We start from the raw sequence: 26,286 nt of genomic DNA, 5'->3' as shown, positions 1-26,286 counted from the left end.
AAGAGACCGACCTGTACGACGACAGCCACCCGATGCAGACCTTCGGGCAGCCGGTCATGGGCCGCCGCCAGATCCTCACGAAGGCCGTCTGGATCGGCATCTGGCTGGTCTTCCTGACGAGCCCCGTCCACGACCTCGTGGTGACCGAGCGGAGCGCCACGGCCACCGCCCTCGGCTCGCTGGGCCTCGCAGCCTTCGTGGCCTGCTATCTCTCCCTCGTCTTCCGCTACACGACCAAGGTGCTCGACTGGCGCGCGGTGTACGTGGCGTTCGCCGCGCAGTTCACGCTCGCCGTGGTCCTCACGCTCTGCTTCGGCACCCAGTGGCTCGGGCTCTTCGTCTACGTCTCCGTGTCCGCCGGCGCCGTGCTGCCGATGCGGTACGCGGCCCGGGTCATCCCCGCGGTCACCGGCGTGATGGTCGCGATCGGCCTGCGCACGGACAGTCTGCGGGACCTCCTCGGCAACCTGGTCGTGCTCAGCGTGCTCGTGGGGTTCGCGATGGCCGGGGTGCGCCAGCTGGTCCGTACGACGATCCAGCTGCGGCAGGCCAGGGCCACCGTCGCCCAACTGGCGGCCAACGAGGAGCGGCTGCGGCTCGCCCGGGACCTGCACGACCTGCTCGGCCACTCGCTCTCCCTCATCACGCTCAAGAGCGAGCTCGCGGGACGGATGCTGCCCGACCACCCCGATCAGGCGGCCCGGCAGGTCGCCGACATCGAGCAGGTCAGCCGCCAGGCCCTGGTGGACGTGCGCGAGGCCGTCTCCGGCTACCGCAGGCGCACCCTGGCCGGTGAGCTGGCCGGCGCCCGCACCGCGCTGACCGCCGCGGGCATCGAGGCCGACGTGCCGCTGGAGCCGCCCGCCGAACTGCCGGGGGAGGAGGCGGAGGCGGCGCTGGCGTGGGCGCTGCGGGAGGCCGTGACCAACGTCGTGCGGCACAGCGGGGCCTGCCGGTGCACGGTGGCGTTCACGGCACGGAAGACGCTCGGCGGACCGCTGCTCGAACTCACGGTGGAGGACGACGGAGTCGGCAGTTCCGGTGCCGCGGCGGGGAACGGCCTGACGGGCCTCGGCGAACGCGTGGAGGCCGTCGGCGGCATCCTGGAGACGGGCCCGGGCACCCGCCGCGGCTTCCGTCTGGCGGTCCGGGTGCCGCTGGCGGAGGCGACCGTAGGATCCCCCTCATGAGCAGTGGGAACAGCGGGACCAGCACAGGCAGTGGTACCAGCGGGAGCGGTGTCATCAGGGTGCTGTTGGCCGAGGACCAGTCGATGGTCCGTGAGGCTCTCGCGGCGCTGCTCGGTCTGGAGCCGGACATCGAGGTCGTCGCCCAGGTGGCCCGCGGCGACGAGGTGCTCGCGGTGGCCCGCGCACACGCCGTGGACGTGGCGCTGCTCGACATCGAGATGCCCGGCATGACCGGCATCGAGGCGGCCGCCGAACTGCACGCCGCGCTCCCAGCCCTGAAGATCGTCGTGCTGACCACCTTCGGGCGCCCCGGCTATCTGCGCAGCGCCATGGAGGCGGGCGCCGACGCGTTCCTCGTCAAGGACGCCCCCGCGGCCCAGCTCGCCGCGGCGGTGCGCAGGGTGCTCGCGGGGGAGCGGGTCATCGACCCCACGCTGGCGGCGGCCGCCCTCGCGGAGGGCGCGAACCCCCTGACGGACCGGGAGCGCGAGGTGCTGCGCGCGGCCGCGGGCGGCGCCACCAACGCCGAGCTCGCCAAGACCCTGCACCTCTCCCAGGGCACGGTCCGCAACTACCTCTCGACGGCCATCCAGAAGCTCGCCGTCCGCAACCGCGCGGAGGCGGTCAGCACCGCCAGGGACAAGGGCTGGCTCTGAGCCCGTCAGTTCAGCATCGCCCGCGCCCCCAGCGCCTGCCGCCGGGCCCGGTCGGCCGTCGCCGGGTCCCGGGCGGCGACGAAGTCGGCGTACGTGTCCAGCTCCCGCGCACCCGCCAGGAACTCCCCCTTGTGCACGAGGAGTTGGGCGCGCTCGTAGTGCAGCCGGGGCGGCGGTGACGGCAGGAGGAGACAGAGGTCGACCGCCCAGAGCGAGACATCGGCGCGCTCGGGGCGGGGCGCCGCCCAGGCGCGGATGTTGTTCAGGATGCGCGCCACGATGTCCAGCGGGCTCGCGGGGCTCAGCATCGACGGTACGGGCGGGGACCCCGTCGCCGCCGCCACGAGCAGCTCCACGTCGGTCCCGGTGAGCAGCCGGCCGCCGTCGAAGGGATCGGCGAGGACCTGGTCGTCGCACGCTCCGAAGCCGACCACGAAGCGCCCGGGGAGCGCGACGCCGTGGACGGGGGCGCCCGCACGCCGCGCGACTTCCATCCAGACGACGGAGAGCAGGATCGGCAGGCCTCTGCGGCGGCGCAGGACCTGGTGCAGGAGCGACGAGTCGAGGCGCTGGTAGTCGCCGGGCCTGCCCTTGAAGCCGCAGCGCACACCGAGGAGCTCGGCCAGGGCGGCGGCCCAGGCGCGCGGGTCGTCGGCGCGGCGGGCGCGGCGGCCGAGCACGGCCTGTTCCGCGAGCCGGTCGAGCAGGCGCCGTGCGGCGTGCAGGTCCGCCTCGTCGAGCGAGGGGTCGGCCTCGGTGCCGATCAGCAGGCACAGCAGCGCCAGATCGGGCCGCGCGGACTCGGCCTCGGCCGCGAACAGCCGCCGCCACTCGGTGGTTCCGGGGGGTCGGGGGTGCATACGTCCGTGGTGCCCGGTCGCCTCGATCGATACGTCCGTCCGGGCGGGCCGCGTCCCCCGGACCGGTCAGTTCAGCATGGCTCGCGCGGCCCGCGCCTGCTGGCGCACCCGGTCCGCCGTGGTCGGCTCCACCGGAGTGACCACATCCGCGTACGCGTCCAGCTCCGCCGCGCCCCCCAGGAAGTCGCCGCGCTGGACGAGGAGTTGGGCCCGTTCGTAGCGGAGCCTGGCCGGGTGGGCGGGCAGCAGGAGCGACAGCTCCAGGGCCCACAGGGCGACGTCGGACCGCTCGGGCCGTGCGGCGGCCCAGGCGCGGATGTTGTTGAGGATCCGCTGCACGATGTTCAGCGGGTCCGCGGGCGTCAGCATGGACGGCTGGATGCCCGTGCCCGCGGTCCCGGCCACCAGCAGCTCCGCGTCGGTGCCGGTGAGCAGCCGGCCGCCGTCGAAGGGGTCGGCGAGGACCTGGTCGTCGCGTGGTCCGAAGCCGACGACGAAGTGTCCGGGGAGCGCGACGCCGTAGACGGGGGCGCCCGCACGCCGCGCGACTTCCATCCAGACGACGGAGAGCAGGATCGGCAGGCCCCTGCGGCGGCGCAGGACCTGATGCAGGAGCGAGGAGTCGAGCCGCTGGTAATCGCCCGGTGTCCCCTCGAACCCGCACTGTTCACCGAGGAGTTCGGCCATCGCGGTCGCCCACGCGCGCGGCCCGCCGGGCCGGAACGGCAGCAGCCCCGCCAGGCGGTCGAGCTCGATCTCGGCGGCGTCGATCCCCGCCTCGTCGAGTGAGGGATCCGCCTCGGCGCCGATCAGTAGGCACAGCGGCGCGAGACCGGGCCGCTCCGACCGCGCCTCTTCGGCGAACCGCCGCCGCCATTCGCCGGACTCCGCGTGCATACGTGCCTCGTGTCTGCCCTCGCCGGGCGCTGTCTCCGTGCCGTGCTCTGCTCTGTCGTGCTTGCCGTGCCGTGCTCCGTCGGGCCCGCCGCTCCCGCTCAGGCAGGGCCGTACCGGTAGTGGTGATAGGCGTGATGAGCGGCGAAACCCATCCCGCCGTACAGCGCCCGCGCGCTGTCGTTGCCGTCCTCGACCTGCAGCCAGGCCGCCGAAGCGCCCTCGGCCAGGGCCTGCCGGGCCAGTGCGGTCATCACCGCGGTGGCGAGCCCCCGGCGCCGGTGCTCCGGGTCCACCTCGACGGCCATGAAGCCCGCCCAGCGCCCGTCCACCACGCACCGCCCGATGGCGGCCGGGACGTCACCGCTCCCGGGCACGGAAGCGAACCATACCGAGGGCCCGCCCGCCAGCACCTCGAGCACATGCGGTCCGGGTACCCCGAACCGCTTGTACCGCCGCAGCCACGGCTCGTCGAAGGAGCGGGAGAGCACGACACGGTCCACGTCCGCGGCCAGGTCCCCGACCGGGGCGAGCCCGCCGACGTGCAGCTCCGCGCTCCCCTCGCGCACCCAGCCGCGCTCCTCCAAGCCGGCGCAGAGCAGTTCCTGCGTGCCCTCGGCGCCGGTCGCGGTCTGCACGTACGGGGGCAGGCCACGGGCCGCGTACCAGTCACGGACGTACGACAGGGCCTCGTCCAGCGGCCGTCCCGGATCGCCCAGCGGCAGCACGGAGTTGGCGCGCCGGGTGAACCCCGCCGCCGACCGCAGCTCCCACTCGCCGAGCCGCTCGCTCTCCACGGGCCGCCAGGCCCGGGCGGAGACCCGCGCCAGCTCCTCGTACGAGGCGGCGGGCCCCCGGCGGCGTGCGGGCGCGGCCGGCACGACCTTGCCCGCCACCAGGGAGTGTTCCGGAATCCGGACGCTCTCACCGTTCCGTCGTGTGATGAGCACCACACCGTCGTCCCACGATGTGAGAACACCAACCGTGTCGGTGAACTTCTCCGTCGGCGCGGAAGCGCCGCTCAAGCGACGGATCGAGACTCGTTTGCCCACGTCAGCAGGGGTGATGCGGACCTCGAGTCGTCCGCCGCCGGTGATTTCCACAGCTCTGCAAGCCCCTCCTGTTCGGATCATGCCCGGGAACGGAGATACTAGGGGCGGGCATCGACGACGCCGCGCTCCCGCGCGCCAGGCGAGCGGAGCCTGAAGACGGCCCGCCAACGCCCGTATCGAGGAGGAACGACAGCGTGACCTACGTCATCGCGCAGCCTTGTGTCGACGTCAAGGACAAGGCGTGCATCGAGGAGTGCCCGGTCGACTGCATTTACGAGGGCCAGCGGTCCTTGTACATCCACCCGGACGAATGCGTCGACTGTGGAGCCTGCGAACCGGTCTGCCCGGTCGAGGCGATCTTCTACGAGGACGACACTCCTGAGGAGTGGAAGGACTACTACAAGGCGAACGTCGAGTTCTTCGACGAGCTCGGTTCGCCCGGTGGCGCGAGCAAGCTCGGCCTGATCGAGCGCGACCACGCCTTCATCGCCGCCCTGCCGCCGCAGAACCAGTAACGGCAGCCTGAGCGTCGCCCCGGTCCCGTACGGCATCTTCGCCGCACGGGACCGAGGCATACGCAACGACCAGCACCAGCACGGGAGTCAACACGTGTCCGCAGTCTCCGACCGGCTTCCCACCTTCCCCTGGGACAAGCTCGAGCCGTACAAGGCCACGGCGGCCGCCCACCCCGGCGGCATCGTCGACCTGTCGGTCGGCACCCCGGTGGACCCGGTTCCCGAGCTGATCCAGAAAGCGCTGATCGCCGCCGCGGACTCGCCCGGCTATCCGACGGTGTGGGGCACGGCCGAGCTGCGCGACGCGCTCACCGGCTGGTGCGGACGGCGCCTCGGCGCCCGGGACCTCACCCACCGCAACGTCCTGCCGATCGTCGGCTCCAAGGAGCTCGTGGCCTGGCTCCCGACGCAGCTGGGCCTCGGCCCGGGCGACGTGGTGGCCTACCCGCGGCTCGCCTACCCGACGTACGAGGTGGGCGCGCGCCTGGCCCGTGCGGAGTACGTCGCCTACGACGAGCCGACCCGGCTGGACCCGACGAACCTCAAGCTCCTCTGGCTCAACTCGCCCTCGAACCCCACCGGTCGCGTCCTGTCCAAGGAAGAGCTGACCCGTGCCGTCGCCTGGGCCCGGGAGCACGGCGTGCTGCTCGTCAGCGACGAGTGCTACCTGGAGCTCGGCTGGGAGGCCGATCCGGTCTCCGTCCTGCACCCGGACGTGTGCGGCGGTTCGTACGAGGGCATCGTGGCCGTCCACTCCCTCTCCAAGCGGTCCAACCTGGCGGGGTACCGCGCGGCGTTCGTCGCCGGTGACGCGGACGTCCTCGGGGACCTGCTGCAGATCCGCAAGCACGGCGGCATGATGACCTCCGCGCCGACCCAGGCCGCCGTCGTGGCGGCGCTCGGCGACGACGGGCACGTGCGCGAGCAGCGCGAGCGGTACGCGGCCCGGCGCACGGCCCTGCGCGACGCCCTGGTGAAGCACGACTTCCGCATCGAGCACAGCGAGGCGAGCCTGTACCTGTGGGCCACCCGCGACGAGTCCTGCTGGGACACCGTCGGCCACCTCGCGGGCCTCGGCATCCTGGTGGCGCCCGGCGACTTCTACGGCCCGGCGGGCGACCGGTTCGTGCGCGTGGCGCTGACGGCGACGGACGAGCGGGTCGCGGCGGCGGTCGAGCGGCTGGCGTGACGCGGCTGGTGTGACGCGGTTGGCTGGTATGACGCGGCGCTGAACCGTCGCTTCCGAGTACGGCGAAGGGCCCGGAGCCAATGGCTCCGGCCCCTTCGTGCGCATGCCCCGCGATCAGCCCAGCGGCAGGCTCTTGACCGGCAGCTGGTCGGTCGGCAGGCCGCCCTTGGTCAGCGAGTCGGTGGGCAGGCCCTGACCCAGCGCGCCGTCGGTCGGCAGCCCGCCCTCGGTGGCCGAGTTCGCGGTCTCGCCGAGCACCTCGCCCGTGCTGCCCGCGACTTCGCCGGCGGCCCTCTGCGCGGCGGGGGTCGCCGTCTTGCCGGCCCGGCCGATGGCCTTGGTCGCGGCCGGGACGGACTTCTTCACGGCCTTGCTGCCGGTGTCACCCGCGAGGTTGCCGACGTTCTGAGCCGCGTCGTCGACGGTGTTGCCGAGGCTGTCGCCGTCCACGGCGGACACTCCGCCCAGGTCGGGGCCGGCCGGGAGGTCAACGGCGCTCGCGGAGCCGGCCGCACCGACCACGGAAGCTGCACCCGCTGCGCTCAGCAGCGCGGCACGGGCGATCCGGCGGGTCAGGGGGAGGGACATGGTGCTCCTTCAGACGGGAGAGAACGTTGGGTTGTCCGGCCGGATCGGCTCCGGCGTCGCGCCGGACGGCTTCCGGCGATCAGACGCAGTGACTACCGCTCGAAGCCCCCGAAGGTTGCGGTGCGCCAACGTAAAGAGTTGGCAATGCGTCGCATTATCGGCTGCGGAGAAAAGGGGGCAAACGGCTTACGGGCCAATTCGCTGCAGAATCCTTCATCCTCCGCGTCCACAAGGGATTCGGGGATTGTGCGGAGCGTGGGCGGAAAACTCGGACACGGTCTCGCCCCGTCACGCCCGGCGTGCCCCGGACGAGTGAAGCGCCGTACTACTGCCCAGTGACGATTCGAACCTCGCCCGCAGCCCGGCCCGCACCCGCGGCGCCGGGCGCCCGCGCCTTCCGCCACTCGCCGGAGCCTCCGGCGCGCCACTCCCTGCCGTCGTACGAGACCCGCTCGATGTGCAGCGCCGAGGACTGCGCCACGGCCCAGTGCGCCAGCTCCCAGCCGCGGCGCGACGCCCGGTCGTCGGCCGGGCGGGCGGGCGCGGGAACCGTCACCGTGCGCCCCTGGCCGCCGCTGGGGCGCACCTCGCGGCCGAAGTCGCGGGTCAGAGCGGCCCGCACCCGCGCCGGGTCCGCGGGGACGGTGCCGGCGGCGGGGCGGCCCTCGCAGCCGAAGGTCGCGGGCCCGCGGCCGGTGAGCGCGGCGGCGAGCAGCGCGGCGTCCGGCTCGTGCTTGGCGTAGGCCTGCGGAAAACCGCTGCGCTGCACGCGCTGCGCGGCGACCGTGAGGGGCAGGCGCGAATAGCCGGGGACGTCGGCCAGATGCTCGTAGAACCGGGCGGCGGAGTACGCCGGGTCCATGATCTGCCGCTCGTCGCCCCAGCCCTGCGAGGGGCGCTGCTGGAAGAGGCCGAGCGAATCCCGGTCCCCGTGCGTGATGTTGCGCAGGCCGGACTCCTGCAGAGCGGTGGCCAGGGCGATGGTGACCGCGCGCTCCGGCATCCCGCGCGAGGTGCCGGCCGCCGCCACCGTCGCGGCGTTCTCCGCCTGTTCGGCCGTGAAGGTGTACGAAGCGCCGTCGCCCTTCCCCGACACGACCGTGCACCGCGGCTCGCGCTTGCCCCCGTACACGTACTGGAGCGCCACATAGCCCACGACGGCGAGCAGCACGGCGGCCGCGGTCCCGATACGCAGGAGACGGCCGTGCCGGACGAGGGTGGCGGGCTCAAGCACGCGTCCAAGGTACTGGAGACCTCTGACAGGCCCGCGCGCCCGCTGGCGTTAGGGTCGTCGGCATGCCTCAGACACCGCTTGACCTCACGCTCGACGCCGCGGAGCTGACCGCGCGGCTGGTCGACTTCCCGTCCCCGAGCGGCGAGGAGAAGGCGCTCGCCGACGCCATCGAGACGGCCCTGCGCGCCCTGCCGCACCTCACGGTCGACCGGCACGGCAACAACGTGGTGGCCCGCACGAACCTCGGACGCGCGGAGCGGGTCATCCTCGCCGGGCACATCGACACGGTGCCGATCGCGGACAACGTACCGTCCCGCCTCGACGAGAACGGCGTCCTCTGGGGCTGCGGCACCTGCGACATGAAGTCGGGCGTCGCCGTCCAGCTGCGCATCGCCCAGACGGTGCCCGAGCCCAACCGCGACCTCACCTTCGTCTTCTACGACAACGAAGAAGTGGCCGCCCACCTCAACGGCCTCGGGCACGTCGCCGAGGCCCACCCCGACTGGCTGGCGGGCGACTTCGCCGTCCTCCTGGAGCCGACCGACGGCCAGGTCGAGGGCGGCTGCCAGGGCACCCTGCGGGTCCTCCTCAAGACCAAGGGCGTGCGGGCGCACTCCGCGCGCGCGTGGATGGGCTCCAACGCCATCCACGCGGCCACCCCCATCCTCCAGAAGCTCGCCGCGTACGAGCCCCGCAAGCCGATGGTGGAAGGCCTCCAGTTCCACGAGGGCCTCAACGCCGTCCGCATCGAGGGCGGCGTCGCCACCAACGTCATCCCCGACGAGTGCACCGTCACCGTCAACTTCCGCTACGCCCCGGACCGCACCGAGGAAGAGGCCCTCGCCTTCGTCCGCGACTACTTCGCGGACTGCGGCGTCGACGAGTTCGTCGTCGACGACCACACGGGCGCGGCCCGCCCCGGCCTCACACACCCGGCGGCAGCGGCCTTCATGGCGGCCGTCGGCGGCGAGGCCCGCCCCAAGTTCGGCTGGACGGACGTCTCCCGCTTCAGCGCCCTCGGCGTGCCCGCGGTGAACTACAGCCCCGGCAACCCGCTGCTCGCCCACAAGATCGACGAGCGCGTCGAGGCGTCGCTGATCCCGGTGGCGGAGGAGAAGCTGCGGGCCTGGTTGACGTCGTAGGCAGGTGAGGCACCCGGTGCCGCTCCCGGTACCGGACATCCCGAGGTCCCTCGGACGTAACCCGCGTAGATCTACGCTGTGGGTCACGTACGCATGGAGGGAGCAGACGATGAGCCACCCCGACAACAGCGCCGAGCGCGCTGCCCACGCTGCCAGGAAGCGTCCTGAGGAGCAGCGGCTCGGCCCGGTGCTGCGCAGGCGGGACAAGGTGCAGGCCGGTACCACCGACCAGCGTCTCCTCGACTCCGACGGTCCCTCCGAGTGGGTGCACACGGACCCCTGGAGAGTCCTGCGCATCCAGTCCGAGTTCATCGAGGGCTTCGGCACCCTCGCGGAACTCCCGCCCGCGATCAGTGTCTTCGGCTCGGCGCGCACGGGGGAGGGCTCTCCGGAGTACGCGGCCGGCGTCGAGATCGGCAAGGCGCTCGTGGAGGCCGGCTTCGCCGTGATCACGGGCGGCGGGCCCGGCGCGATGCAGGCCGCCAACCAGGGCGCCGTCGAGGCGAAGGGCACCTCCGTCGGCCTCGGCATCGAGCTCCCCTTCGAGCAGGGCCTCAACCCCTACGTCGACATCGGCGTGAACTTCCGCTACTTCTTCGTCCGCAAGACGATGTTCGTGAAGTACGCGCAGGGCTTCGTGGTCCTGCCCGGCGGCCTCGGCACGCTGGACGAGCTCTTCGAAGCGCTCACCCTCGTCCAGACGCGCAAGGTCACGCGCTTCCCCATCGTCCTCTTCGGCTCGCAGTACTGGGGCGGCCTGGTCGACTGGCTGAAGAACACGGTCATCGCCCAGGGCAAGGCCTCAGAGGCGGACCTCCTCCTCTTCCACGTCACGGACGACGTGGACGAGGCGATCTCGCTGGTGACGAAGGAAGTCGGGAAGTAGCCCGGAAGGAGAACTCCCCGAAGGGGAGTTCACCGCGCGCGCCTCAGGCAAGCCCCCGACGGGCGACCGCCGGGGGCCGGTGCCCGGCGATCGTCGCCACCATGTCCAGCACCTGCTTGGTCTCGGCGACCTCGTGCACGCGGTAGACCTGCGCGCCCAGCCACGCCGATACCGCCGTCGTCGCCAGGGTGCCGAGGACGCGTTCCTTGACCGGCTTGTCGAGGGTCTCGCCCACGAAGTCCTTGTTGGACAGGGAGACCAGGACGGGCCAGCCCGTGTCCACCATCTCGCCGAGCCTGCGGGTGGCCTCCAGGCTGTGGCGGGTGTTCTTGCCGAAGTCGTGGCCAGGGTCGATCATCACGGACTCGCGCGGGACGCCCAGCTCCACCGCGCGTTCGGCCAGGCCGAGCGTCACGCGCAGGATGTCGGCCATCACGTCGTCGTACGTGACGCGGTGCGGCCTGGTGCGCGGCTCGGCGCCGCCCGCGTGCGTGCAGACCAGACCCACCCGGTACCGCGCGGCAACCTCCGCGAGCTTCGGATCGACACCGCCCCAGGCGTCGTTGAGTAGATCGGCACCCGCCTCGCAGACCGCCTCACCGACGTCGTGCCGCCACGTGTCGACGCTGATCACCACGTCGGGGAACCGCTTGCGGACCTCGGCGACGAAACCGACCGTGCGGCGCGCCTCCTCCTCGGCGGTCACCTCCTCGCCCGGACCCGCCTTGACCCCGCCGATGTCGACGATGGCGGCGCCCTCGGCCACGGCCTGCTCCACGCGCGCGAGCGCGGGTTCGTCGCGGAAGGTGGCCCCCTGGTCGTAGAAGGAGTCCGGGGTCCGGTTGACGATCGCCATGATCACCGGCTCGTGCGCGTCGAACTCGCGCCTGCCAAGCCTGAGCATCCCCTGTGGCCCTCCTGGGTCCTTGTCGCGGTTCGGCCGCCTGCGACCTTAACTGTCACAGGCGCATGGCACGATCGGACCCTGACAGTTTGAGCACGGGCAGTCGAGCGTGAGGGCCTGAAGAGATGGTCTTGTTCTTGTTCCTGGTCATCGCCCTCGTCGTGGTGGTCGGCGCGGTGACCCTCGCCGTGATCGGCGGCGGCGAGAGCGGCGCGCTGCCCGACGCCGCGCCCGAGCGGTTCACCGACCCGCTGCCCCTGGACCGCCCCCTGCGCCGCGCCGATGTCGACGCGGTGCGCTTCCCGATGACCCTGCGCGGCTATCACATGGCGGAGGTGGACGAGGTGCTCGGCCGCCTCGGCGCCGAGCTGGCCGAGCGGGACGCCCGCATCGCCGAGCTGGAGGCTGCTCTGGCCGGCGCGCAGGCCACTGCGGTCGCGGGCCGCTCCCTCTTCGAGGGGTATGAACCACGCGGGCCCGAGGAGAAGAAGGGCGACGACCAGTGAGCACGGAGAGCGGCGCGGTTCCGGGCCCGGACGGCGGCCTCCGCTGCCCCTGGGGCCTGTCCACCGCGGACTACGTGGCGTACCACGACGACGAATGGGGCCGCCCGGTCCACGGCGACGACGCGCTGTACGAGCGGCTCTGCCTGGAGGCCTTCCAGTCCGGCCTGTCGTGGATCACGATCCTGCGCCGCCGCGAGGGGTTCCGCGCCGCCTTCGCCGGCTTCAGGATCGCCTCGGTCGCGGAGTTCACCGACGAGGACCGCGAGCGGCTCCTCGCCGACCCGGGGATCATCCGCAACCGCGCCAAGATCGACGCCACCCTCGCCAACGCGCGCGTGCTCGCCGACTGGCCCGAGGGCGAACTGGACTCCCTGATCTGGTCGTACGCACCGGATCCCGCGACCCGCGAGGCCCCCCGCACCATCGCCGATGTGCCCGCGATCACCGACGAGTCCATGGCTCTGTCGAAGGCCCTCAAGAAGCGCGGCATCCGCTTCGTCGGCCCCACCACGGCGTACGCACTGATGCAGGCCTGCGGTCTGGTCGACGACCACCTCGCGGACTGCGTGGCCCGCGAGGCGGCGTAAGGAGCCGGCTCTCCGGATGTCGCGGTCAGCGTCCCAGGTACTTCGGCTTCTCCTTGGCGATGAAGGCCTGCACGGCGATGGCGTGGTCCTCGGACGCGCCCGCCCTCGCCTGCAGCTCGTCCTCCTTGTCCAGCGCCTCGTCCAGGGAGTGGCCCGCCGCGTAGGCGAGGGACTCCTTGAGCGCCGCGTAGGCCAAGGTGGGGCCCTCGGCCAGGGCGCGGGCCACCTGCGCGGCCTCGTCGGCGAGGTCGTCGGCGGGCACGATCCGGTTCGCGATGCCCAGCTCGTACGCCTCCTGCGCGGAGATGTTGCGGGGGAAGAGCAGCAGGTCGGCGGCCCGGCCGGGACCGATCACGCGCGGCAGCGTCCAGGAGACCCCGGAGTCGGCGGTCAGGGCGACACCCGCGAACGACGTGTTGAACTTGGCGGTGTCCGCGACCACGCGGTAGTCGGCGGCGAGCGCGAAGCCGAGGCCCGCGCCGGCGGCGACGCCGTTGACCCCCGCCACGACCGGCTTCGGCATGCTCGTCAGCGCCCGCACGATGGGGTTGTAGTGCTCTTTGACCGTGCTCATGGTCTGCCCGGTGCCCGCCTCGCGGTCCGCCGCGAGGGAGCCGATGTGCTCCTTGAGGTCCTGGCCCACGCAGAAGGCACGGCCCGTCGCGGTGAGCAGGACCGCGCGCACGGCCTCGTCGGCGGCGGCCGACCGCACGGTCTCCCGGAGGGCGACCTTGGCCTCGGTGTTCATGGCGTTCATCGCCTCGGGACGGTTGATCGTGATCGTCGCGAGTCCGTCGCTCACCTCGTAGAGCACGCTGTCGGCCATGGTGGTCCCCTCCGCTGGTCCAGTACGTAGAAGCTCAGCATGACGGAGATCATCGGGCTCCGGCATGCGCCCGGTCATGTGACCTGCGTCAAAGAATTTCGGGCCCACGGGGCGTATGGGACGGCGAAGTATCGCAGCCACATCGCCGAAATGAGGGGTTTTGCGGGCGCGCGTTGCCCAAGCGATGCCGACCGATGTTGGTCATCGGGTCCTGCCATGCGGGATAATGACCTGGAAGCAATGTGTTCGATGCCGGTGACACCTGGGTTGTCGGCTGCGATGAGCTGGTTTCAGGAAGGGGAACGAGCATGGCGGCCATGAAGCCGCGGACGGGCGACGGCCCGCTCGAGGTGACCAAGGAGGGGCGGGGCATCGTCATGCGCGTTCCGCTCGAAGGCGGCGGACGACTTGTCGTCGAACTGACTCCGGACGAGGCCGACGCGCTCGGCGACGCCCTGAAGAAGGTCGTCGGCTGACGCGGAAGCGCGCACAATTTTCCACTGCCCCGGCATCGTACGACGAGCCGGGGCAGTGCTGTGTCCGGGCCCCGGGGCCTTTATGGGGACGCGGCCGGGGGACCTTTACGGGCCGGACCAGGGGAGCTTTTAAGGGGCGCGGGGAACTGCGCGCCCAGCCACAGCGCACCCGCACAAGAAAAACCGCCCAAGCCAGCGCAGCGCAGTGCAGCGCGGCGCACCGCTACCGTTTCACGGCACAGAGGAGACCGTCTCCCACAGGGAGCAACGACGGCACCAGGTCAGGACTCTCCCGCACCGCCCGCAGCAGCTCGCGCAGGTGCAGGACCTCGACCGGCTGCGGCCCGGAGTCCACGGTCCTGCCGTCCGCGAAGACGCCCTCGAAGCAGACGAGCCCGCCGGGCCGGAGCAGGCGCAACGATTCAGCGAGATAGTCGAGCGACTCCAGTCGGTCCCCGTCACAGAAGACGAGGTCGTAGCCGCCGTCCGCGAGGCGAGGCAGGACGTCGAGGGCCCGGCCGGGGATGAACCGCGCGCGGTTGCCCGCGAAGCCGGCCGCGCGGAAGGCCTGACGGGCGAACTGCTGGCGGTCCGGCTCGGGGTCGACGGTGGTCAGTACGCCGTCGGGCCGCATGCCGTGCAGCAGGTGGATGCCCGACACCCCCGTGCCCGTGCCGATTTCGGCCACCGCTTTCGCGTCAGCCGTGGCGGCGAGCATCCGCAGCGCGGCGCCGGTGCCGGGCGACACCGAGGGCAGGCCTGCCTCCCGGGCCCGGTCCCGGGCCCAGCGCAGTGCCTCGTCCTCGGCGACAAAGGCGTCGGCGAACGCCCAGCCCGTCTGCCGGTTGCCGGTAATGGCCCTCTCCTGTCCCCGTGGTTGCCTGGCCGTGACTGTATCCGTTGGGGGCGGGAACCCGCAGATGAGGCCGGGCGTTTATAGGGGGTGGGAGCACAGCGGGGGTAACGGATGGATCAAGACCTGAAGCGGACGGCTCGCAGGGGCAGGACACCTGCAGAGAAGCCCGTACCAAATTCACGTAAAAACGCTTATCCGGAGCTAACGGGCGAGGTGGTTATGGTAGGGGCTCCACTGGACACCACCAGAGCCGACAGGGGAGGTGCGGCTGCGTCTGCGAATCGGGGAGGAGCGCTCCGGCGTTTTCTCGGATTGGCGGGTGAGCCGAAATCCGTGACCGACACCGCTGACCGCATCCGTGCCAACGACTCCGCTCAGACCGCGACCTTTGCCGCTGACGCGGAATCGCAGGCGTGGACTCCGCCCACCTGGGAGGAGATCGTCAGCACGCACAGCGGCCGCGTGTACCGCCTGGCGTACCGCCTGACCGGCAATCAGCACGACGCCGAGGATCTCACGCAAGAGGTCTTCGTCCGTGTCTTCCGGTCCCTGTCGACCTACACCCCCGGCACGTTCGAGGGCTGGCTGCACCGCATCACCACCAACCTCTTCCTGGACATGGTGCGCCGCAAGCAGCGCATCCGCTTCGACGCGCTCGGGGACGACGCCGCGGAGCGGCTGCCGAGCCGCGAGCCGTCGCCGCAGCAGGTCTTCAACGACACGCACTTCGACGCTGACGTCCAGCAGGCACTCGACACCCTCGCGCCGGAGTTCCGCGCCGCGGTGGTCCTCTGCGACATCGAGGGCCTTTCGTACGAGGAGATCGCAGCGACCCTCGGCGTCAAGCTCGGCACGGTCCGCAGCCGTATCCACCGGGGCCGCTCGCAGCTGCGCAAGGCCCTCCAGCACCGCTCTCCCGAGGCCCGCGCCGAGCGTCGCTCGCTCGCGGTCACCGGGGCCGTGGCGCTGGGAGGAGGGGGCGCGACCGCGTGAGTGGATCACGGTCGAATCCTGCCGAACGGCAACTAGCCGAGGCCGAGCAGCACCTGGGGGACCGGCTCGCCGCGCTTGTGGACGGCGAGTTGGGCCATGACGCGCGCGAGCGCGTCCTCGCGCATCTGGCGACCTGTCCGATGTGCAAGACCGAGGCCGACGCGCAGCGTCGCCTGAAGAGCGTCTTCGCGCAGGCGGCCCCGCCGCCGCCCACCGAGAGTTTCCTCGCCCGCCTCCAAGGTCTTCCAGGAGGCGGTTCCGGGCCGTCCGGAGGGCCCGGCGCCGACGACGGATTCGCCACCGGAGCCACCGATTCCGCCGGACTGCCGCGGAACGGGATCTTCGGCGTGAACCCCGACCCCTTCGTGGAGTACGTCCCGGCGGGCGCCCACGCCGCGGTGCTGCCCAGCGAGCACCGGGGCTTCCGCATCCATGACGTCACGCGGCACGACGGAGAGAGACCGACCTGGCGCGGTCGCCGCTTCGCGTTCGCGGCGGCCGGCGCGGTGTCGCTGGCCGCCATCGCGCTGGGCGGGGTCACGGTCGGCGTCCCCGCCGACTCGGGCGACACCCGCGCGGGCGGCTCCGGCAGCAATGTGACCCCGCAGCGCTCCCAGGGCTCCGGCACCGCCGTGACCCCCGACTCCGTGCGCCGCCGGGGCAGCGGCAATCCCCTGTCGGTGCAGGGCCAGCGGCCCGGCGTCCTGACGGCACCGGTCGCGCCGACCGAGGTGACGGGACCCCTGCTGCCCGGGGCACCCACCCACCCGATGCGCACCCGCGACTCCGTGCACCAGCTGACGGCGCCGATGCTTGCGGGCGCCGCCGCGATCTCCCCGCTGATACGCCCGGCGCCGCCCGGCCGTCACATGGCGGAGGACCGCCTGATGCCGGGAGACGCCGATCCAGTGCGGACCACCGCCGCCCCACCGGGCACCGGACCGCTGCAGGGCACGTCGCAGATGCGCTGACACGACGGTGCCCTCCGCTTTCCCGGGGGAACCTGGTTGAATCCTCGGTGGGCCGTGCCCGCCGAGGAACCGGCGAGCGCGGGGTTGAGCATGCAAACGGCGTCCGCCGCGGGCCAGTTGTGGGGAGAACATGGACGAGGGGAAGCCCGCGAAGGCGAATTGGTGGAGCCGCCCCCGGCCCAAAACGCCGGGCACACAGGACCAGCCTTCGGCCCCCCAGCCCCCGACACCGGCCGCTCCCGGCGCCTCGGCGCAGGCCCCGGACACTTCCGCGCAGGGCGCGCTGGTCCCGGGACGGCCCGTGGAGGCCCCGGCCACCTCGGGGCAGGCGGTTGAGGCCCCGGCCACGCACCAGGCACCCACCGCGGCCCCGCACGGCACCACGCCGACTGAGCCCGGTGCCCCGTCGCAGGCCTCAGCCGCGCACCAGGCACCTACCGCCGCTGCCTCGCACGGCACCATGCCAGGGGCTGAGCCCGGGGCTCCGGCGCAGGGAGCGGACTCCGCGGCCCCGCACGGCACCACGTCGGCCGAGCCCGATGCCCCGGCGCAGGCCCCGGTCGCGTCCGCGCAGGGTCCGGATGCTTCCGCGCAGGGCGCGCTGGCTCCGGGACGGCCCGTGGAGGCCCCGGCCACCTCGGGGCAGCCCGTTGAGGCCCCGGCCACCTCGGAGCAGCCTGGGGAGGCCCCGGCCACCTCGGGGCAGTCCGTGGAGGTCCCGGCCGCGCGTCAGGCACCTATCGCCGCTGCCTCGCACGGCACCGTGCCAGTGGCTGAGGCCGGGGCTCCGGCGCAGGGCGCGGAATCCGCGGCCCCGCACGGCGCCACGTCGGCCGAGCCCGGGGTCGCTGCTGCCTCGCGCGGAGCGGCGCCGGCTGAGCCCGGTGCCCCGGTGCAGGACACCTCCGTTCCGGGCCCGCATGGCTCGGTGGGCGGGGAGTCCATATCGGTTGGCGGAGGGGACGCTGCGGAGCGGCCTCGGCCGTTGCACGATCCGGATCCGTATGGGACCCCGCCCTACGGTGAGCCCGGTCCCTGGGCGCCCGCGCCTCCGGTGCAGCACCCCGCGGCGACCCCGGCCCACGGCACCCCGTTCTCCACGGCCCCGCAAGGTGGCTCGCCCGTCTACGGGACACCTGCTCAAGGAACCCCCGCTCACGGCACCGAAGGTCCAGGGGCCCACCACGGTGGGACGCCTCCGCACGGCACCCCCGGTGCCGCCCAGGCACCCGCCCCGGATCCGTACAGCGGGGCCTCCCCGCACCCGGCGCCGGGGGAGACCCGGCCGGCGTACGACCCGTGGAACGTGCCGCTGCAGCAGATCGGGTCGTTGCCCCCGGAGACGCAGGAGAAGCGGCAGAAGCGGGGGCGGCGGGTGCTGCTCGTCGGGGTCGCGCTGATCGCCCTCGTCTCCGGGCTCATCGGCGGCGCGACCGGCGCGTATCTGGAGCGGAACGGCACGGGTGACGTCGAGCTCCGGCAGCCGGACGCCGACGAGTCCAAGGACCGCCCCAAGGGCAGCGTCGCGGGCATCGCCTCCGCCGCCCTGCCCGGCGTGGTCACCCTGCACGTCAGCGGCGACTCCGCACAGGGCACCGGCACCGGCTTCGTCCTCGACGGCAAGGGCCACATCCTCACCAACAACCACGTCGTCGAGCCCGCGGGCACCGGCGGCGAGGTATCGGTCACGTTCAGCGGCGGCGAGACCGCCAAGGCCGAGGTCATCGGGCGCGACTCCGGGTACGACCTCGCGGTCGTCAAGGTGTCCGGCGTCCGCGGCCTGCGGCCCCTGACCCTCGGCAACTCGGAGAACGTCCAGGTCGGCGACCCCGTCGTGGCCATCGGCGCCCCCTTCGACCTGGAGAACACCGTCACCTCCGGGATCATCAGCGCCAAGGAGCGGCCCATCACCGCCGGCGGCGAGAAGGGCGACGGGAGCGACATCTCGTACGTCGACGCCCTGCAGACCGACGCGCCCATCAACCCCGGCAACTCCGGCGGCCCGCTCGTCGACTCCAAGGCACGCGTCATCGGCATCAACAGCGCCATACGCTCCGCGAACGAAGGTTCGGACGCGGACCGGGGCCAGGCCGGCTCCATCGGCCTCGGCTTCGCCATCCCGATCAACCAGGGCAAGCGCGTCGCCGAAGAGCTGATCAACTTCGGCAGGGCGACGCACCCCGTGATCGGTGTCACGCTCGACACCCGGTTCAACGGCGACGGCGCCCGCATCGCCGACAAGGGCAAGAACGGCGGCCCCGCCGTCAACGAGGACGGTCCCGGCGACCGGGCCGGCCTCAGGCCGGGCGACGTCATCACCGAGGTCGACGGCCGTGCCGTGCACTCCAGCGACGAGCTGATCGTCAAGGTCCGCGCGCACCGCCCGAAGGACCGCCTGCGCCTCACGGTCGAGCGCGACGGCGACGAGCGCGAGGTGACCCTGGTGCTCGGCTCGGCGGCCAGTGACTGAGTAAAGGACTGGCCACGGTGGTCCGCGTTGTCGTGCAGCGGCTACCGGACGGACATCCGCGCCGGGTACCGTGGTCACGGTCCAGACCACGGAGGACATCGCAAGGAGCTCTAGGTGTTCAATGACATTGGCGCACTCGAGATAGTGGCGCTGGTCGTCCTCGCCGTGCTCATCTTCGGTCCGGACAAGCTGCCGAAGGTCATTCAGGACATCTCCCGCACGATCCGCAAGATCCGCGAGTTCTCCGACAGCGCGAAGGCGGACATCCGCGAGGAGCTGGGCCCGGAGTTCAAGGACTTCGAGTTCGACGACCTGAACCCGAAGAAGTTCATCCGCAAGCAGCTCGACAACGACGAGCTCGGGCTCAAGGAGATCCGCAACGGCTTCGACCTGAAGAAGGAGATGAACGAGGTCGCGGACGCCGTGCACGGCCGCGACAGCGACTCCTCGGACGGCGGCTCGGCGGCCCCGGCTGCCTCGGGTGGCGGAGCCCGCGTCGACATGCAGAAGAAGTCCGTGGAGGCCGAGAAGCTCGACGCCGGCGACCGTCCGCCGTTCGACGCGGACGCCACCTGAGCCCTCTCCTGAACTGCCGCCGCCAACGGGTGTGGCTATCCTGCCTTGTTGTCCGGCGTGAGGACGCCCGAGGGGGGCGGGCCGCTCCGGACACCCGAGAGCGAGGAGGCGGCCGGGTACATGGAGACGACAAGTCGGGTAGGCGCACAGGTGCAGACCGCGGACGGCGCCGCACAAGCGGTGCCCTCCGCCCGGCGCACGGTCGACGGCTACCTGCTGGCGCCCTTTCCCTGGTACGGCCTCGACGAGGCCTACACGGGGCCGCGCTGGCTGATGCAGGTCGGCGCGTCGGCGGACGGTGCCGTGGAGCACGGTTCGATCGGCCACGGCGACGAGCCGTCGGTCCGTGCCGAGGGCACCCTCGGCAACAGCGACAAGGAGCGCTTCGCGGTCGTGGTGACCGTCGCGGCCAACCCGGTGCGGCGCAGCGCGGACGGCACGGGTGTCCTGGAGGCCACCTCGGTCTCCTCGGCGGCCTGGCTCGCCGGGGTGGGCCTGCTGTCCTTCACCTGGCCGGGCCAGATGGACCACACGCTGCGCGACGACTGGCTGGACCAGCAGACGGAGACGGCCTGGTTCCTCGCCGACGACCTGGAGGGTGACGACTGGTCGTCGCTGTCGCTGCCGGTGGACGGGGTGCCGACGCCGTTCCACTACCGCGAGTCGGAGTACGGCTGGGTGCTCGCGGGCTCCACGAAGGAGGGCGTGCACCTGGGGGCGTACGGGCGCGGCATGAGCGCGTACGGGCTGGGCTTCTCCGTCATCAAGGACATCGGCGCGTACGCCTAGCACTCCGTGGGGCGCGTGGCCGTCTGCGGGCTCGCTGTGGCTGGTCGCGCAGTTCCCCGCGCCCCTGGAGGGCGCGCCCCTCACGGGGCGGCCCTCTCAGCGCGTGCTCAGAACTTGTTGCGGGGCGTGATGCCCAGGGACATGCCCGAGAGGCCGCGCTGGCGGCCGCCGAGCTTGCCCGCGATGGCGCGGAGCGCCGCACCCGCCGGGGACTCCGGGTCGGTCAGGACGACCGGCTTGCCCTCGTCGCCGCCCTCGCGCAGGCGGACGTCGATCGGGATGGAGCCGAGGACGGGCACCGTCGCGCCCGTCGTCTTCGTGAGGCCCTCGGCGACCTTCTGGCCGCCGCCCGTGCCGAACACGTCGACCATCTCGTCGCAGTGCGGGCAGGGCAGCCCCGACATGTTCTCGACGACGCCGACGATCTTCTGGTGGGTCTGCACGGCGATGGAGCCGGCGCGCTCGGCGACCTCGGCCGCCGCCTGCTGAGGCGTCGTCACGACCAGGATCTCGGCGTTCGGCACCAGCTGCGCCACGGAGATCGCGATGTCGCCGGTGCCCGGCGGCAGGTCGAGCAGCAGCACGTCGAGGTCGCCCCAGAAGACGTCCGCGAGGAACTGCTGGAGCGCGCGGTGCAGCATCGGGCCGCGCCACACGACCGGCGCGTTGCCGGGGGTGAACATGCCGATGGAGATGACCTTCACGCCGTGCGCGGACGGCGGCATGATCATGTTTTCGACCTGGGTGGGCTTGCCGTCGGCGCCCAGCATGCGCGGCACGGAGTGGCCGTAGATGTCGGCGTCGACGACGCCGACCTTCAGGCCGTCCGCGGCCATCGCGGCGGCGAGGTTCACCGTCACCGAGGACTTGCCGACGCCGCCCTTGCCGGACGCGACGGCATAGACCCGGGTCAAAGAGCCGGGCTTGGCGAAGGGCACCTCGCGCTCGGCGGTGCCGCCGCGCAGCGCGGACGCCAGCTCCTTGCGCTGCTCGTCGCTCATCACGTCCAGCGTCACGTCGACGCGCGTGACGCCTTCGACGGCCGCGACCGCGTCGGTCACGTTCTTCGTGATGGTCTCGCGCATCGGGCAGCCGGAGACCGTCAGGTACACGGTGACCGCTACTGCCCCATCGGCGGAGATATCCACCGATTTGACCATTCCCAACTCGGTGATGGGTCGCTGGATCTCGGGGTCGTTCACCGTCGCCAGTGCTTCACGCACCGCGTCTTCCGTAGCCATAGGACCGATAGTACGGCGCGGTAACCCCGCCCCGGAAAGGTCTGTCAGCGGTCGCCTACATCACTCCGGCGCGAGCCGTCCGCCGGGAATACCGCGCGGTGCTCCTCCAACTCCTTGACCAGGTCCTGGAGCTCGGAGCGGATCCAGTCGCGGGTCGCCACCTCGCCGAGGCCCATGCGCAGCGAGGCGATCTCGCGGGTGAGGTATTCGGTGTCCGCGATGGACCGCTCGTTCTGCTTGCGGTCCTGCTCCAGATTGACGCGGTCGCGGTCGTCCTGACGGTTCTGCGCGAGGAGGATCAGCGGGGCCGCGTACGACGCCTGCAGCGACAGCATCAGGGTGAGGAAGATGAAGGGGTACTGGTCGAAGCGCAGGTGGTCGGGGGCCGTGACGTTCCACACCACCCACAGGATGATGACGACCGTCATCCAGACGATGAACCTGCCGGTGCCCAGGAACCGCGCGATCCGCTCCGAGAGCCGCCCGAAGGCCTCCGGGTCGTAGTCGGGCAGGAGCCTGGGGCGCGGGTTCCTCGGCTGGTCGAGACGGAATCGGGGGCTCCGCGACTCGGCGCGGCTCTCGCGCTCGCGGTCAGCTGCCATGGTCCGCCTCTTCCTCCTCCAAGTGGAACTCCGTCTCGCGCCAGTCGTCGGGCAGCATGTGGTCGAGCACGTCGTCGACGGTGATCGCCCCGAGCAGCGAGCCGCCCTCGTCGACGACGGGCGCCGCCACCATGTCGTACGTCGCGAAGTACCCGGCGACGACGGGCAGTGTGGTGCCGGGCGCGAGCGGCAGCAGATCGTCGTCGAGGATCGAGCCGACCAAGGTGTACGGCGGGTCGCGCAGCAGCCGCTGGAAGTGGACCGTGCCCAGGTACTTGCCCGTCGGCGTCTCGTCCGGCGGCCGGCACACGTACACCTGCGCGGCGAGCGCGGGGGAGAGGTCCTGCTGGCGGACGCGCGCGAGGGCGTCGGCGACCGTCGCGTCGGGCCGCAGCACGATCGGCTCGGTCGTCATCATGCCGCCGGCCGTGCGCTCCTCGTACGCCATCAGACGCCGCACGTCGGCCGCGTCGCTCGGCTGCATCAGGGTGAGCAGCCGTTCCTTGTCGTCCTCGGGCAGCTCGGCGAGGAGGTCGGCGGCGTCGTCGGGGTCCATGGCCTCCAGGACGTCGGCGGCGCGCTCCTCCTTGAGCTTGCCGAGGATCTCGATCTGGTCGTCCTCGGGGAGCTCCTCCAGGACGTCGGCGAGCCGGTCGTCGTCGAGGGCCGCGGCGACCTCGGCCCGTCGCTTGGGGGTGAGGTGGTGCAGGACGTTGGCGAGGTCGGCGGGGCGCAGCTGTTCGAAGGTGGCGAGGAGGGTCTCGGCGCCCTGGCCGTGCTCCTCCACGGAGAAGCCGTCGAGGGCGGACCATTCGACGGTGAGGGTCTCCCCCTTGCGGCGGAACGTTCCGCCCTTTCCCTTGCGGGCGAAGACCCGGTCGATCTCCCAGTCGCGGCGGGCGGGGAGCTGCTGGACCGACACGTCGAGGACGGTGACCTCCTCGCCCGTCTCGATGAGCCGCACCCGCCGGTCCAGCATCTCGCCGAGGACGAGCCGCTCGGTGGGCCGCTGCTCGAAGCGCCGCACGTTCAGTACGCCGGTGGTGATGACCTGGCCCGACTCGATGCCGGTGACGCGGGTCATCGGCAGGAAGATGTGGCGCCGGGTGGCGAGCTCGACGACGAGGCCGAGCAGCCGGGGCGGCCGTCTGGCCACCCTGAGCATCGCCACCAGGTCGCGCACCCGGCCCACCTGGTCGCCGTTCGGGTCGAAGACGGGGATGCCGGAGAGGTGCGAGACGAAGACCCTGGGGGCGCCTGCCGCCATGCGCGCGCCTCCTTCTGGTCGTGGTTTACATGCTGGTTCGTCCGTCAATACGGGCTTCAGGCTAGCCCGTCCCGGTCGGACACGCCCCGGCGGAGGGTCCGGAAGGACTGCCGCCGGTTGACTCGGCCGGCACAGGTACGCTGCCGTACTGCCGTAGCCGTAGAGGTCGTCCGCACGAGAGGCAGCGCCACCTGTGACCGCACTTCCCCTGGCCAGCCGCGCCCGCAGGACAGCCTTCGTGAGCGCGATGTGCGCGGGCCTGGTCGCGGCGGCCACGAGTCTGACGGGCTGCAGCAGCGGCGAGGATCCGGACGCGGGCACGAACGGCGTCGGGAAGCTCTCCGCGGCGAAGATCCAGGGCAAGGCGGGCCGGGCGGCCGACGCGGCGTCGGCGGTGCGGCTCTCCGGCACGGTGGTGAGCAAGAACCACACGTACACCCTCGACATGCGCCTCAAGGGCGAGGGCGGCACGGGCTCGGTCACCTCGAAGGGGCAGACGTTCCAGCTGCTGCGCATCGGCGAGGAGCTCTACCTGAAGGCGGGGTCGGAGTTCTGGACGCACGACAGCGGCAAGACCGACGGCAAGCCCGGGCAGTCCGACGAGACGGCCGCGGCCAAGCTGGACGGCAAGTACGTGAAGGTCCCCGAGGGTGACCCCGCCTACCAGCAGCTGAGCGGCTTCACGGACAAGGACAAGCTCCTCGACGGCATGCTCACGCTGCACGGCACGCTCGCCAAGGGCGACCGCGGCACGACGGGCCGGCTCCGCAGCATCAAGATCACCGGCGACGAGGGCGCGGGCGGCACGCTGTCCGTCTCCCTGGAGGGCAAGCCCTACCCCCTGCGCCTGGAGCGCGGCGGCCACGCGGGCACCCTCAAACTCACCGACTGGAACAAGGACTTCCCGCTCCAGGAGCCGGGCAAGGACGAGATGGTCGACTACGGAAAACAACTCCCGACGTCCTGACGAAACCCGCGTGAGGCAAGCCCCGAAGGGGCAAGCCTCAGGGGCGCGGGGAACTGCGCGAGCAACCACGACGCACCCGCAGAGCAAGGAGACACAAACCTCAACGGCGCTTGCGCCGGAAGAGCAGCCGAGGCAGCCCGCCGGGCAGCGGCTCACGCGTGGTAGCCCCCGTGGGGAGGGGCGGGGCCGCCAGCGACCCGGAGGGCAGCTCCGTCGTCACCTCACGCGGCGTGAGCCGGACCACCCGACACTCCTCGGCCCACCGCACGGTGACCCGCTCCGCGTCCGGCGCGTTCAACCGCTTGCCCTTCAGCTCACCGACAGCGGCCTCCCACTCCTCGGAGCCGGCCGCCAGCTCGCGCACGTCCGCGGTCCAGGCGACGACCCGCCCGCCCTTGTCCTTGCTGCGCACGGTCACCTCGGCGAGCCCCCCGTCGACGAGCCCGGGCAGGGGCTGCTCGCCGGGCCCGTCGCCGACGAGGTGCACGGCACCCTCGTACCAGACGTGCCAGAGCGCCCGGGCGGGCGAACCCTCGCCCCGGACCCAGATGAGGCCGGACTTCTTGGTGGCCTCCTCGACGAGGGCGCGGTCGAGCAGCGGGTCAGCAGTCATGGACGGCAGCCTACCGAGTGGGGGTCACAGCCAGCCGTTGCGCTTCAGGGTCCGGTGGATCGCGAAGCAGACGCCGCCGATGAAGGCGAGCACCATCGGGTAGCCGTACCGCCAGCGCAGCTCCGGCATGTGGTCGAAGTTCATGCCGTAGACCCCGCAGACCGCCGTCGGCACGGCGATGATGGCCGCCCACGAGGTGATCTTGCGCATGTCCTCGTTCTGCGCGACGGCGGCCTGCGCGAGATTGGCCTGGAGGATCGAGTTGAGCAGCTCGTCGAAGCCGATGACCTGTTCCTGGACGCGCGTGAGGTGGTCGGCGACGTCCCGGAAGTACTTCTGGATGTCGGGGTCGACGAGCCGCATGGGCCGCTCGCTGAGCAGCAGCATGGGCCGCAGCAGCGGCGATACGGCGCGCTTGAACTCCAGGACCTCGCGCTTGAGCTGGTAGATCCGTCCGGCGTCGACGCCGCGCGAGCTGCCCTTGCCCTTGCTCGGCGCGGAGAACACCTCGCTCTCCACGTCGTCGATGTCGTCCTGCATGGCGTCGGCGACCGCGATGTAGCCGTCGACGACGTGGTCGGCGATGGTGTGCAGCACGGCGGAGGGGCCCTTGGCGAGCAGCTCGGGGTCCTCCTGGAGGCGGCGCCGCAGGGCGCGCAGCGAGCCGTGGCCGCCGTGCCGGACGGTGATGAAGAAGTCCCGGCCGGTGAAGCACATCACCTCGCCGGTCTCGACGACCTCGCTGGTGGCGGTGAGCTCGGCGTGCTCGACGTAGTGGATGGTCTTGAAGACGGTGAACAGTGTGTCGTCGTACCGCTCCAGCTTGGGGCGCTGGTGGGCGTGGACGGCGTCCTCGACGGCGAGCGGGTGCAGCCCGAACTCGGCGGCGATACCGGCGAATTCGGCCTCGGTCGGCTCGTGCAGGCCGATCCAGGCGAAGCCGCCTTGGCGGCGCACCTCCAGCATCGCCTCGTGCGGGCTGAGGGTGTCGGCGCACTCCAGGCGCCGCCCTTCGCGGTAGACGGCGCAGTCGACGACGGCCGACGCGGCGTCACGGGTCGCGTCGTAGGTGTCGTACGAGGCGGGGGAGGAGGGGTAGGCGGTGCCGTCCTTGCGCAGCGAGGGGCGGACGGCGGCACGAAGGTCGCGGATCATCGACATGGGCAGGCTCCTTCGAAGGAGGCCGCCTGCGACGGTTGGAACTGCCCGGAATGGGGACGTCCTACTGCGTAGATGTTTGGCACGTCCACAAAGCGGGGAGCACCGCACCGTCGCGGTGGCAGCTTCGCTACTGACACAGATCAGGAAACTCAGACAGATCAGGTGGGAACGAAGTGCTCTTCCGTCGCACACGGCACGAACAGTGCTCGCCGTGCGTGTGTGTGCTTGCGCAGCTGTCGAGCTGCGAAAATCACCGGGCGGAAGAGCGGGTGGTA

Annotated in this window: 28 protein-coding genes; 15 read left to right on the top strand and 13 right to left on the bottom strand. The window is 72.0% G+C overall.

Annotated features, from left to right (window positions below; genetic code table 11):
- The first annotated feature begins 32 nt into the window (after positions 1 to 32).
- Both ACZ7LU_RS13950 and ACZ7LU_RS13945 read left to right on the top strand, forming a co-directional pair.
- Entirely contained in the window at positions 33 to 1,190 is a 1,158-nt protein-coding gene (locus ACZ7LU_RS13950; RefSeq protein WP_471917072.1) for a sensor histidine kinase, read from the top strand.
- The gene (locus ACZ7LU_RS13945) at positions 1,187 to 1,846 is read left to right on the top strand and encodes a response regulator transcription factor (RefSeq protein ID WP_471916788.1); all 660 of its coding nucleotides are present in this window, start codon (positions 1,187 to 1,189) and stop codon (positions 1,844 to 1,846) included. The genes ACZ7LU_RS13950 and ACZ7LU_RS13945 overlap by 4 nt, the downstream gene beginning before the upstream one ends.
- Positions 1,847 to 1,851: 5 nt before the next feature.
- Here the strand turns inward: ACZ7LU_RS13945 and ACZ7LU_RS13940 are convergent, their stop codons facing one another.
- The 3 genes from ACZ7LU_RS13940 to ACZ7LU_RS13930 all read right to left on the bottom strand — a co-directional run bounded on the left by ACZ7LU_RS13940 (position 1,852) and on the right by ACZ7LU_RS13930 (position 4,703).
- Entirely contained in the window at positions 1,852 to 2,706 is an 855-nt protein-coding gene (locus tag ACZ7LU_RS13940) for a transglutaminase family protein (RefSeq protein WP_471916787.1), read from the bottom strand.
- A 66-nt stretch (positions 2,707 to 2,772) separates the two neighbouring features.
- A complete protein-coding gene (locus ACZ7LU_RS13935) occupies positions 2,773 to 3,603 on the bottom strand; it encodes a transglutaminase family protein (protein WP_398300861.1) in 831 nt (276 codons plus the stop codon).
- A gap of 98 nt (positions 3,604 to 3,701) precedes the next feature.
- Positions 3,702 to 4,703 carry a GNAT family N-acetyltransferase gene (locus ACZ7LU_RS13930; RefSeq protein ID WP_468311380.1) on the bottom strand — a complete coding sequence of 334 codons (1,002 nt, stop codon included), beginning with the start codon at positions 4,701 to 4,703 and terminating at the stop codon, positions 3,702 to 3,704.
- A 143-nt stretch (positions 4,704 to 4,846) separates the two neighbouring features.
- On the opposite strand from ACZ7LU_RS13930, the gene fdxA reads away from it, so the two are divergent.
- Both fdxA and ACZ7LU_RS13920 read left to right on the top strand, forming a co-directional pair.
- Positions 4,847 to 5,167 carry a ferredoxin gene (gene fdxA, locus ACZ7LU_RS13925; RefSeq protein WP_362917932.1) on the top strand — a complete coding sequence of 107 codons (321 nt, stop codon included), beginning with the start codon at positions 4,847 to 4,849 and terminating at the stop codon, positions 5,165 to 5,167.
- Between the two features lie 94 nt (positions 5,168 to 5,261).
- On the top strand, positions 5,262 to 6,356 hold the full coding sequence (locus tag ACZ7LU_RS13920; protein ID WP_471916786.1) for a bifunctional succinyldiaminopimelate transaminase/glutamate-prephenate aminotransferase: 1,095 nt from the start codon (positions 5,262 to 5,264) through the stop codon (positions 6,354 to 6,356).
- 114 nt (positions 6,357 to 6,470) lie between these two features.
- Here ACZ7LU_RS13920 and ACZ7LU_RS13915 read toward each other — a convergent pair whose 3' ends face one another.
- Positions 6,471 to 6,944 (bottom strand): ATP-binding protein, encoded by a 474-nt coding sequence (locus ACZ7LU_RS13915; protein ID WP_398300866.1) that lies wholly within the window; start codon positions 6,942 to 6,944, stop codon positions 6,471 to 6,473.
- Positions 6,945 to 7,269: 325 nt separating this feature from the next.
- The gene (locus tag ACZ7LU_RS13910; protein ID WP_471916785.1) at positions 7,270 to 8,178 is read right to left on the bottom strand and encodes a heavy metal transporter; all 909 of its coding nucleotides are present in this window, start codon (positions 8,176 to 8,178) and stop codon (positions 7,270 to 7,272) included.
- Between the two features lie 62 nt (positions 8,179 to 8,240).
- Here ACZ7LU_RS13910 and dapE point away from each other — a divergent pair, with 62 nt between their 5' ends.
- On the top strand, positions 8,241 to 9,320 hold the full coding sequence (gene dapE, locus ACZ7LU_RS13905) for a succinyl-diaminopimelate desuccinylase (RefSeq protein WP_468564101.1): 1,080 nt from the start codon (positions 8,241 to 8,243) through the stop codon (positions 9,318 to 9,320).
- Between the two features lie 109 nt (positions 9,321 to 9,429).
- Positions 9,430 to 10,206 (top strand): LOG family protein, encoded by a 777-nt coding sequence (locus tag ACZ7LU_RS13900; protein WP_398300872.1) that lies wholly within the window; start codon positions 9,430 to 9,432, stop codon positions 10,204 to 10,206.
- A 43-nt stretch (positions 10,207 to 10,249) separates the two neighbouring features.
- Here ACZ7LU_RS13900 and folP read toward each other — a convergent pair whose 3' ends face one another.
- Complete coding sequence (folP, locus tag ACZ7LU_RS13895) at positions 10,250 to 11,110, bottom strand: dihydropteroate synthase (RefSeq protein ID WP_398300874.1); 861 nt, start codon at positions 11,108 to 11,110, stop codon at positions 10,250 to 10,252.
- A 125-nt stretch (positions 11,111 to 11,235) separates the two neighbouring features.
- On the opposite strand from folP, the gene ACZ7LU_RS13890 reads away from it, so the two are divergent.
- Both ACZ7LU_RS13890 and ACZ7LU_RS13885 read left to right on the top strand, forming a co-directional pair.
- Positions 11,236 to 11,616, top strand: a complete 381-nt coding sequence (locus ACZ7LU_RS13890; protein ID WP_398300876.1) for a DivIVA domain-containing protein — start codon at positions 11,236 to 11,238, stop codon at positions 11,614 to 11,616.
- Complete coding sequence (locus ACZ7LU_RS13885; protein ID WP_468564103.1) at positions 11,613 to 12,203, top strand: DNA-3-methyladenine glycosylase I; 591 nt, start codon at positions 11,613 to 11,615, stop codon at positions 12,201 to 12,203. The genes ACZ7LU_RS13890 and ACZ7LU_RS13885 overlap by 4 nt, the downstream gene beginning before the upstream one ends.
- A 25-nt stretch (positions 12,204 to 12,228) precedes the next feature.
- On the opposite strand, the gene chcB is transcribed toward ACZ7LU_RS13885, so the two are convergent.
- The gene (gene chcB, locus ACZ7LU_RS13880; protein WP_471916784.1) at positions 12,229 to 13,029 is read right to left on the bottom strand and encodes a 2-cyclohexenylcarbonyl CoA isomerase; all 801 of its coding nucleotides are present in this window, start codon (positions 13,027 to 13,029) and stop codon (positions 12,229 to 12,231) included.
- A 308-nt stretch (positions 13,030 to 13,337) separates the two neighbouring features.
- Between chcB and ACZ7LU_RS13875 the strand changes: the two genes are divergently transcribed.
- Positions 13,338 to 13,505, top strand: a complete 168-nt coding sequence (locus tag ACZ7LU_RS13875; RefSeq protein ID WP_003966491.1) for a DUF3117 domain-containing protein — start codon at positions 13,338 to 13,340, stop codon at positions 13,503 to 13,505.
- Between the two features lie 223 nt (positions 13,506 to 13,728).
- Here the strand turns inward: ACZ7LU_RS13875 and ACZ7LU_RS13870 are convergent, their stop codons facing one another.
- Positions 13,729 to 14,427 carry an O-methyltransferase gene (locus tag ACZ7LU_RS13870; protein ID WP_398301434.1) on the bottom strand — a complete coding sequence of 233 codons (699 nt, stop codon included), beginning with the start codon at positions 14,425 to 14,427 and terminating at the stop codon, positions 13,729 to 13,731.
- 153 nt (positions 14,428 to 14,580) lie between these two features.
- Between ACZ7LU_RS13870 and sigE the strand changes: the two genes are divergently transcribed.
- From sigE to ACZ7LU_RS13845, 5 genes are all read left to right on the top strand, one after another.
- On the top strand, positions 14,581 to 15,354 hold the full coding sequence (gene sigE / locus ACZ7LU_RS13865; protein WP_365358898.1) for an RNA polymerase sigma factor SigE: 774 nt from the start codon (positions 14,581 to 14,583) through the stop codon (positions 15,352 to 15,354).
- On the top strand, positions 15,351 to 16,325 hold the full coding sequence (locus ACZ7LU_RS13860) for an anti-sigma factor family protein (protein ID WP_468311366.1): 975 nt from the start codon (positions 15,351 to 15,353) through the stop codon (positions 16,323 to 16,325). The genes sigE and ACZ7LU_RS13860 overlap by 4 nt, the downstream gene beginning before the upstream one ends.
- Before the next feature lie 601 nt (positions 16,326 to 16,926).
- Complete coding sequence (locus tag ACZ7LU_RS13855) at positions 16,927 to 18,795, top strand: S1C family serine protease (RefSeq protein WP_471917071.1); 1,869 nt, start codon at positions 16,927 to 16,929, stop codon at positions 18,793 to 18,795.
- A gap of 114 nt (positions 18,796 to 18,909) precedes the next feature.
- Positions 18,910 to 19,371, top strand: coding sequence for a sec-independent translocase (locus tag ACZ7LU_RS13850; protein ID WP_468092170.1), 462 nt, complete (start codon positions 18,910 to 18,912; stop codon positions 19,369 to 19,371).
- Positions 19,372 to 19,491: 120 nt separating this feature from the next.
- Positions 19,492 to 20,160, top strand: coding sequence for a hypothetical protein (locus ACZ7LU_RS13845; RefSeq protein WP_398300889.1), 669 nt, complete (start codon positions 19,492 to 19,494; stop codon positions 20,158 to 20,160).
- Positions 20,161 to 20,267: 107 nt separating this feature from the next.
- Here ACZ7LU_RS13845 and ACZ7LU_RS13840 read toward each other — a convergent pair whose 3' ends face one another.
- The 3 genes from ACZ7LU_RS13840 to ACZ7LU_RS13830 are packed head-to-tail and all read right to left on the bottom strand — an operon-like array spanning position 20,268 to position 23,270.
- Complete coding sequence (locus ACZ7LU_RS13840; RefSeq protein ID WP_471916783.1) at positions 20,268 to 21,401, bottom strand: Mrp/NBP35 family ATP-binding protein; 1,134 nt, start codon at positions 21,399 to 21,401, stop codon at positions 20,268 to 20,270.
- Between the two features lie 44 nt (positions 21,402 to 21,445).
- Positions 21,446 to 22,003 (bottom strand): DUF1003 domain-containing protein, encoded by a 558-nt coding sequence (locus ACZ7LU_RS13835; protein WP_398300893.1) that lies wholly within the window; start codon positions 22,001 to 22,003, stop codon positions 21,446 to 21,448.
- On the bottom strand, positions 21,993 to 23,270 hold the full coding sequence (locus ACZ7LU_RS13830) for a magnesium transporter MgtE N-terminal domain-containing protein (protein WP_398300895.1): 1,278 nt from the start codon (positions 23,268 to 23,270) through the stop codon (positions 21,993 to 21,995). Before ACZ7LU_RS13830 ends, ACZ7LU_RS13835 begins: the two co-directional genes overlap by 11 nt.
- A gap of 193 nt (positions 23,271 to 23,463) precedes the next feature.
- On the opposite strand from ACZ7LU_RS13830, the gene ACZ7LU_RS13825 reads away from it, so the two are divergent.
- Positions 23,464 to 24,237 (top strand): hypothetical protein, encoded by a 774-nt coding sequence (locus ACZ7LU_RS13825; RefSeq protein ID WP_398300897.1) that lies wholly within the window; start codon positions 23,464 to 23,466, stop codon positions 24,235 to 24,237.
- Between the two features lie 100 nt (positions 24,238 to 24,337).
- On the opposite strand, the gene ACZ7LU_RS13820 is transcribed toward ACZ7LU_RS13825, so the two are convergent.
- Together ACZ7LU_RS13820 and ACZ7LU_RS13815 are read right to left on the bottom strand one after the other, a co-directional pair.
- Positions 24,338 to 24,850: a hypothetical protein gene (locus ACZ7LU_RS13820; RefSeq protein ID WP_468092176.1), complete on the bottom strand. Its 513-nt coding sequence runs from the start codon at positions 24,848 to 24,850 to the stop codon at positions 24,338 to 24,340.
- 24 nt (positions 24,851 to 24,874) lie between these two features.
- Entirely contained in the window at positions 24,875 to 26,011 is a 1,137-nt protein-coding gene (locus ACZ7LU_RS13815; RefSeq protein WP_398300901.1) for a magnesium and cobalt transport protein CorA, read from the bottom strand.
- Positions 26,012 to 26,286 lie beyond the last annotated feature (275 nt).

Source organism: Streptomyces sp. NPDC039462, assembly GCF_055639375.1.
Note: the sequence above shows the minus strand (reverse complement) of the source record. Positions and strands in the feature narration are given on the sequence as shown.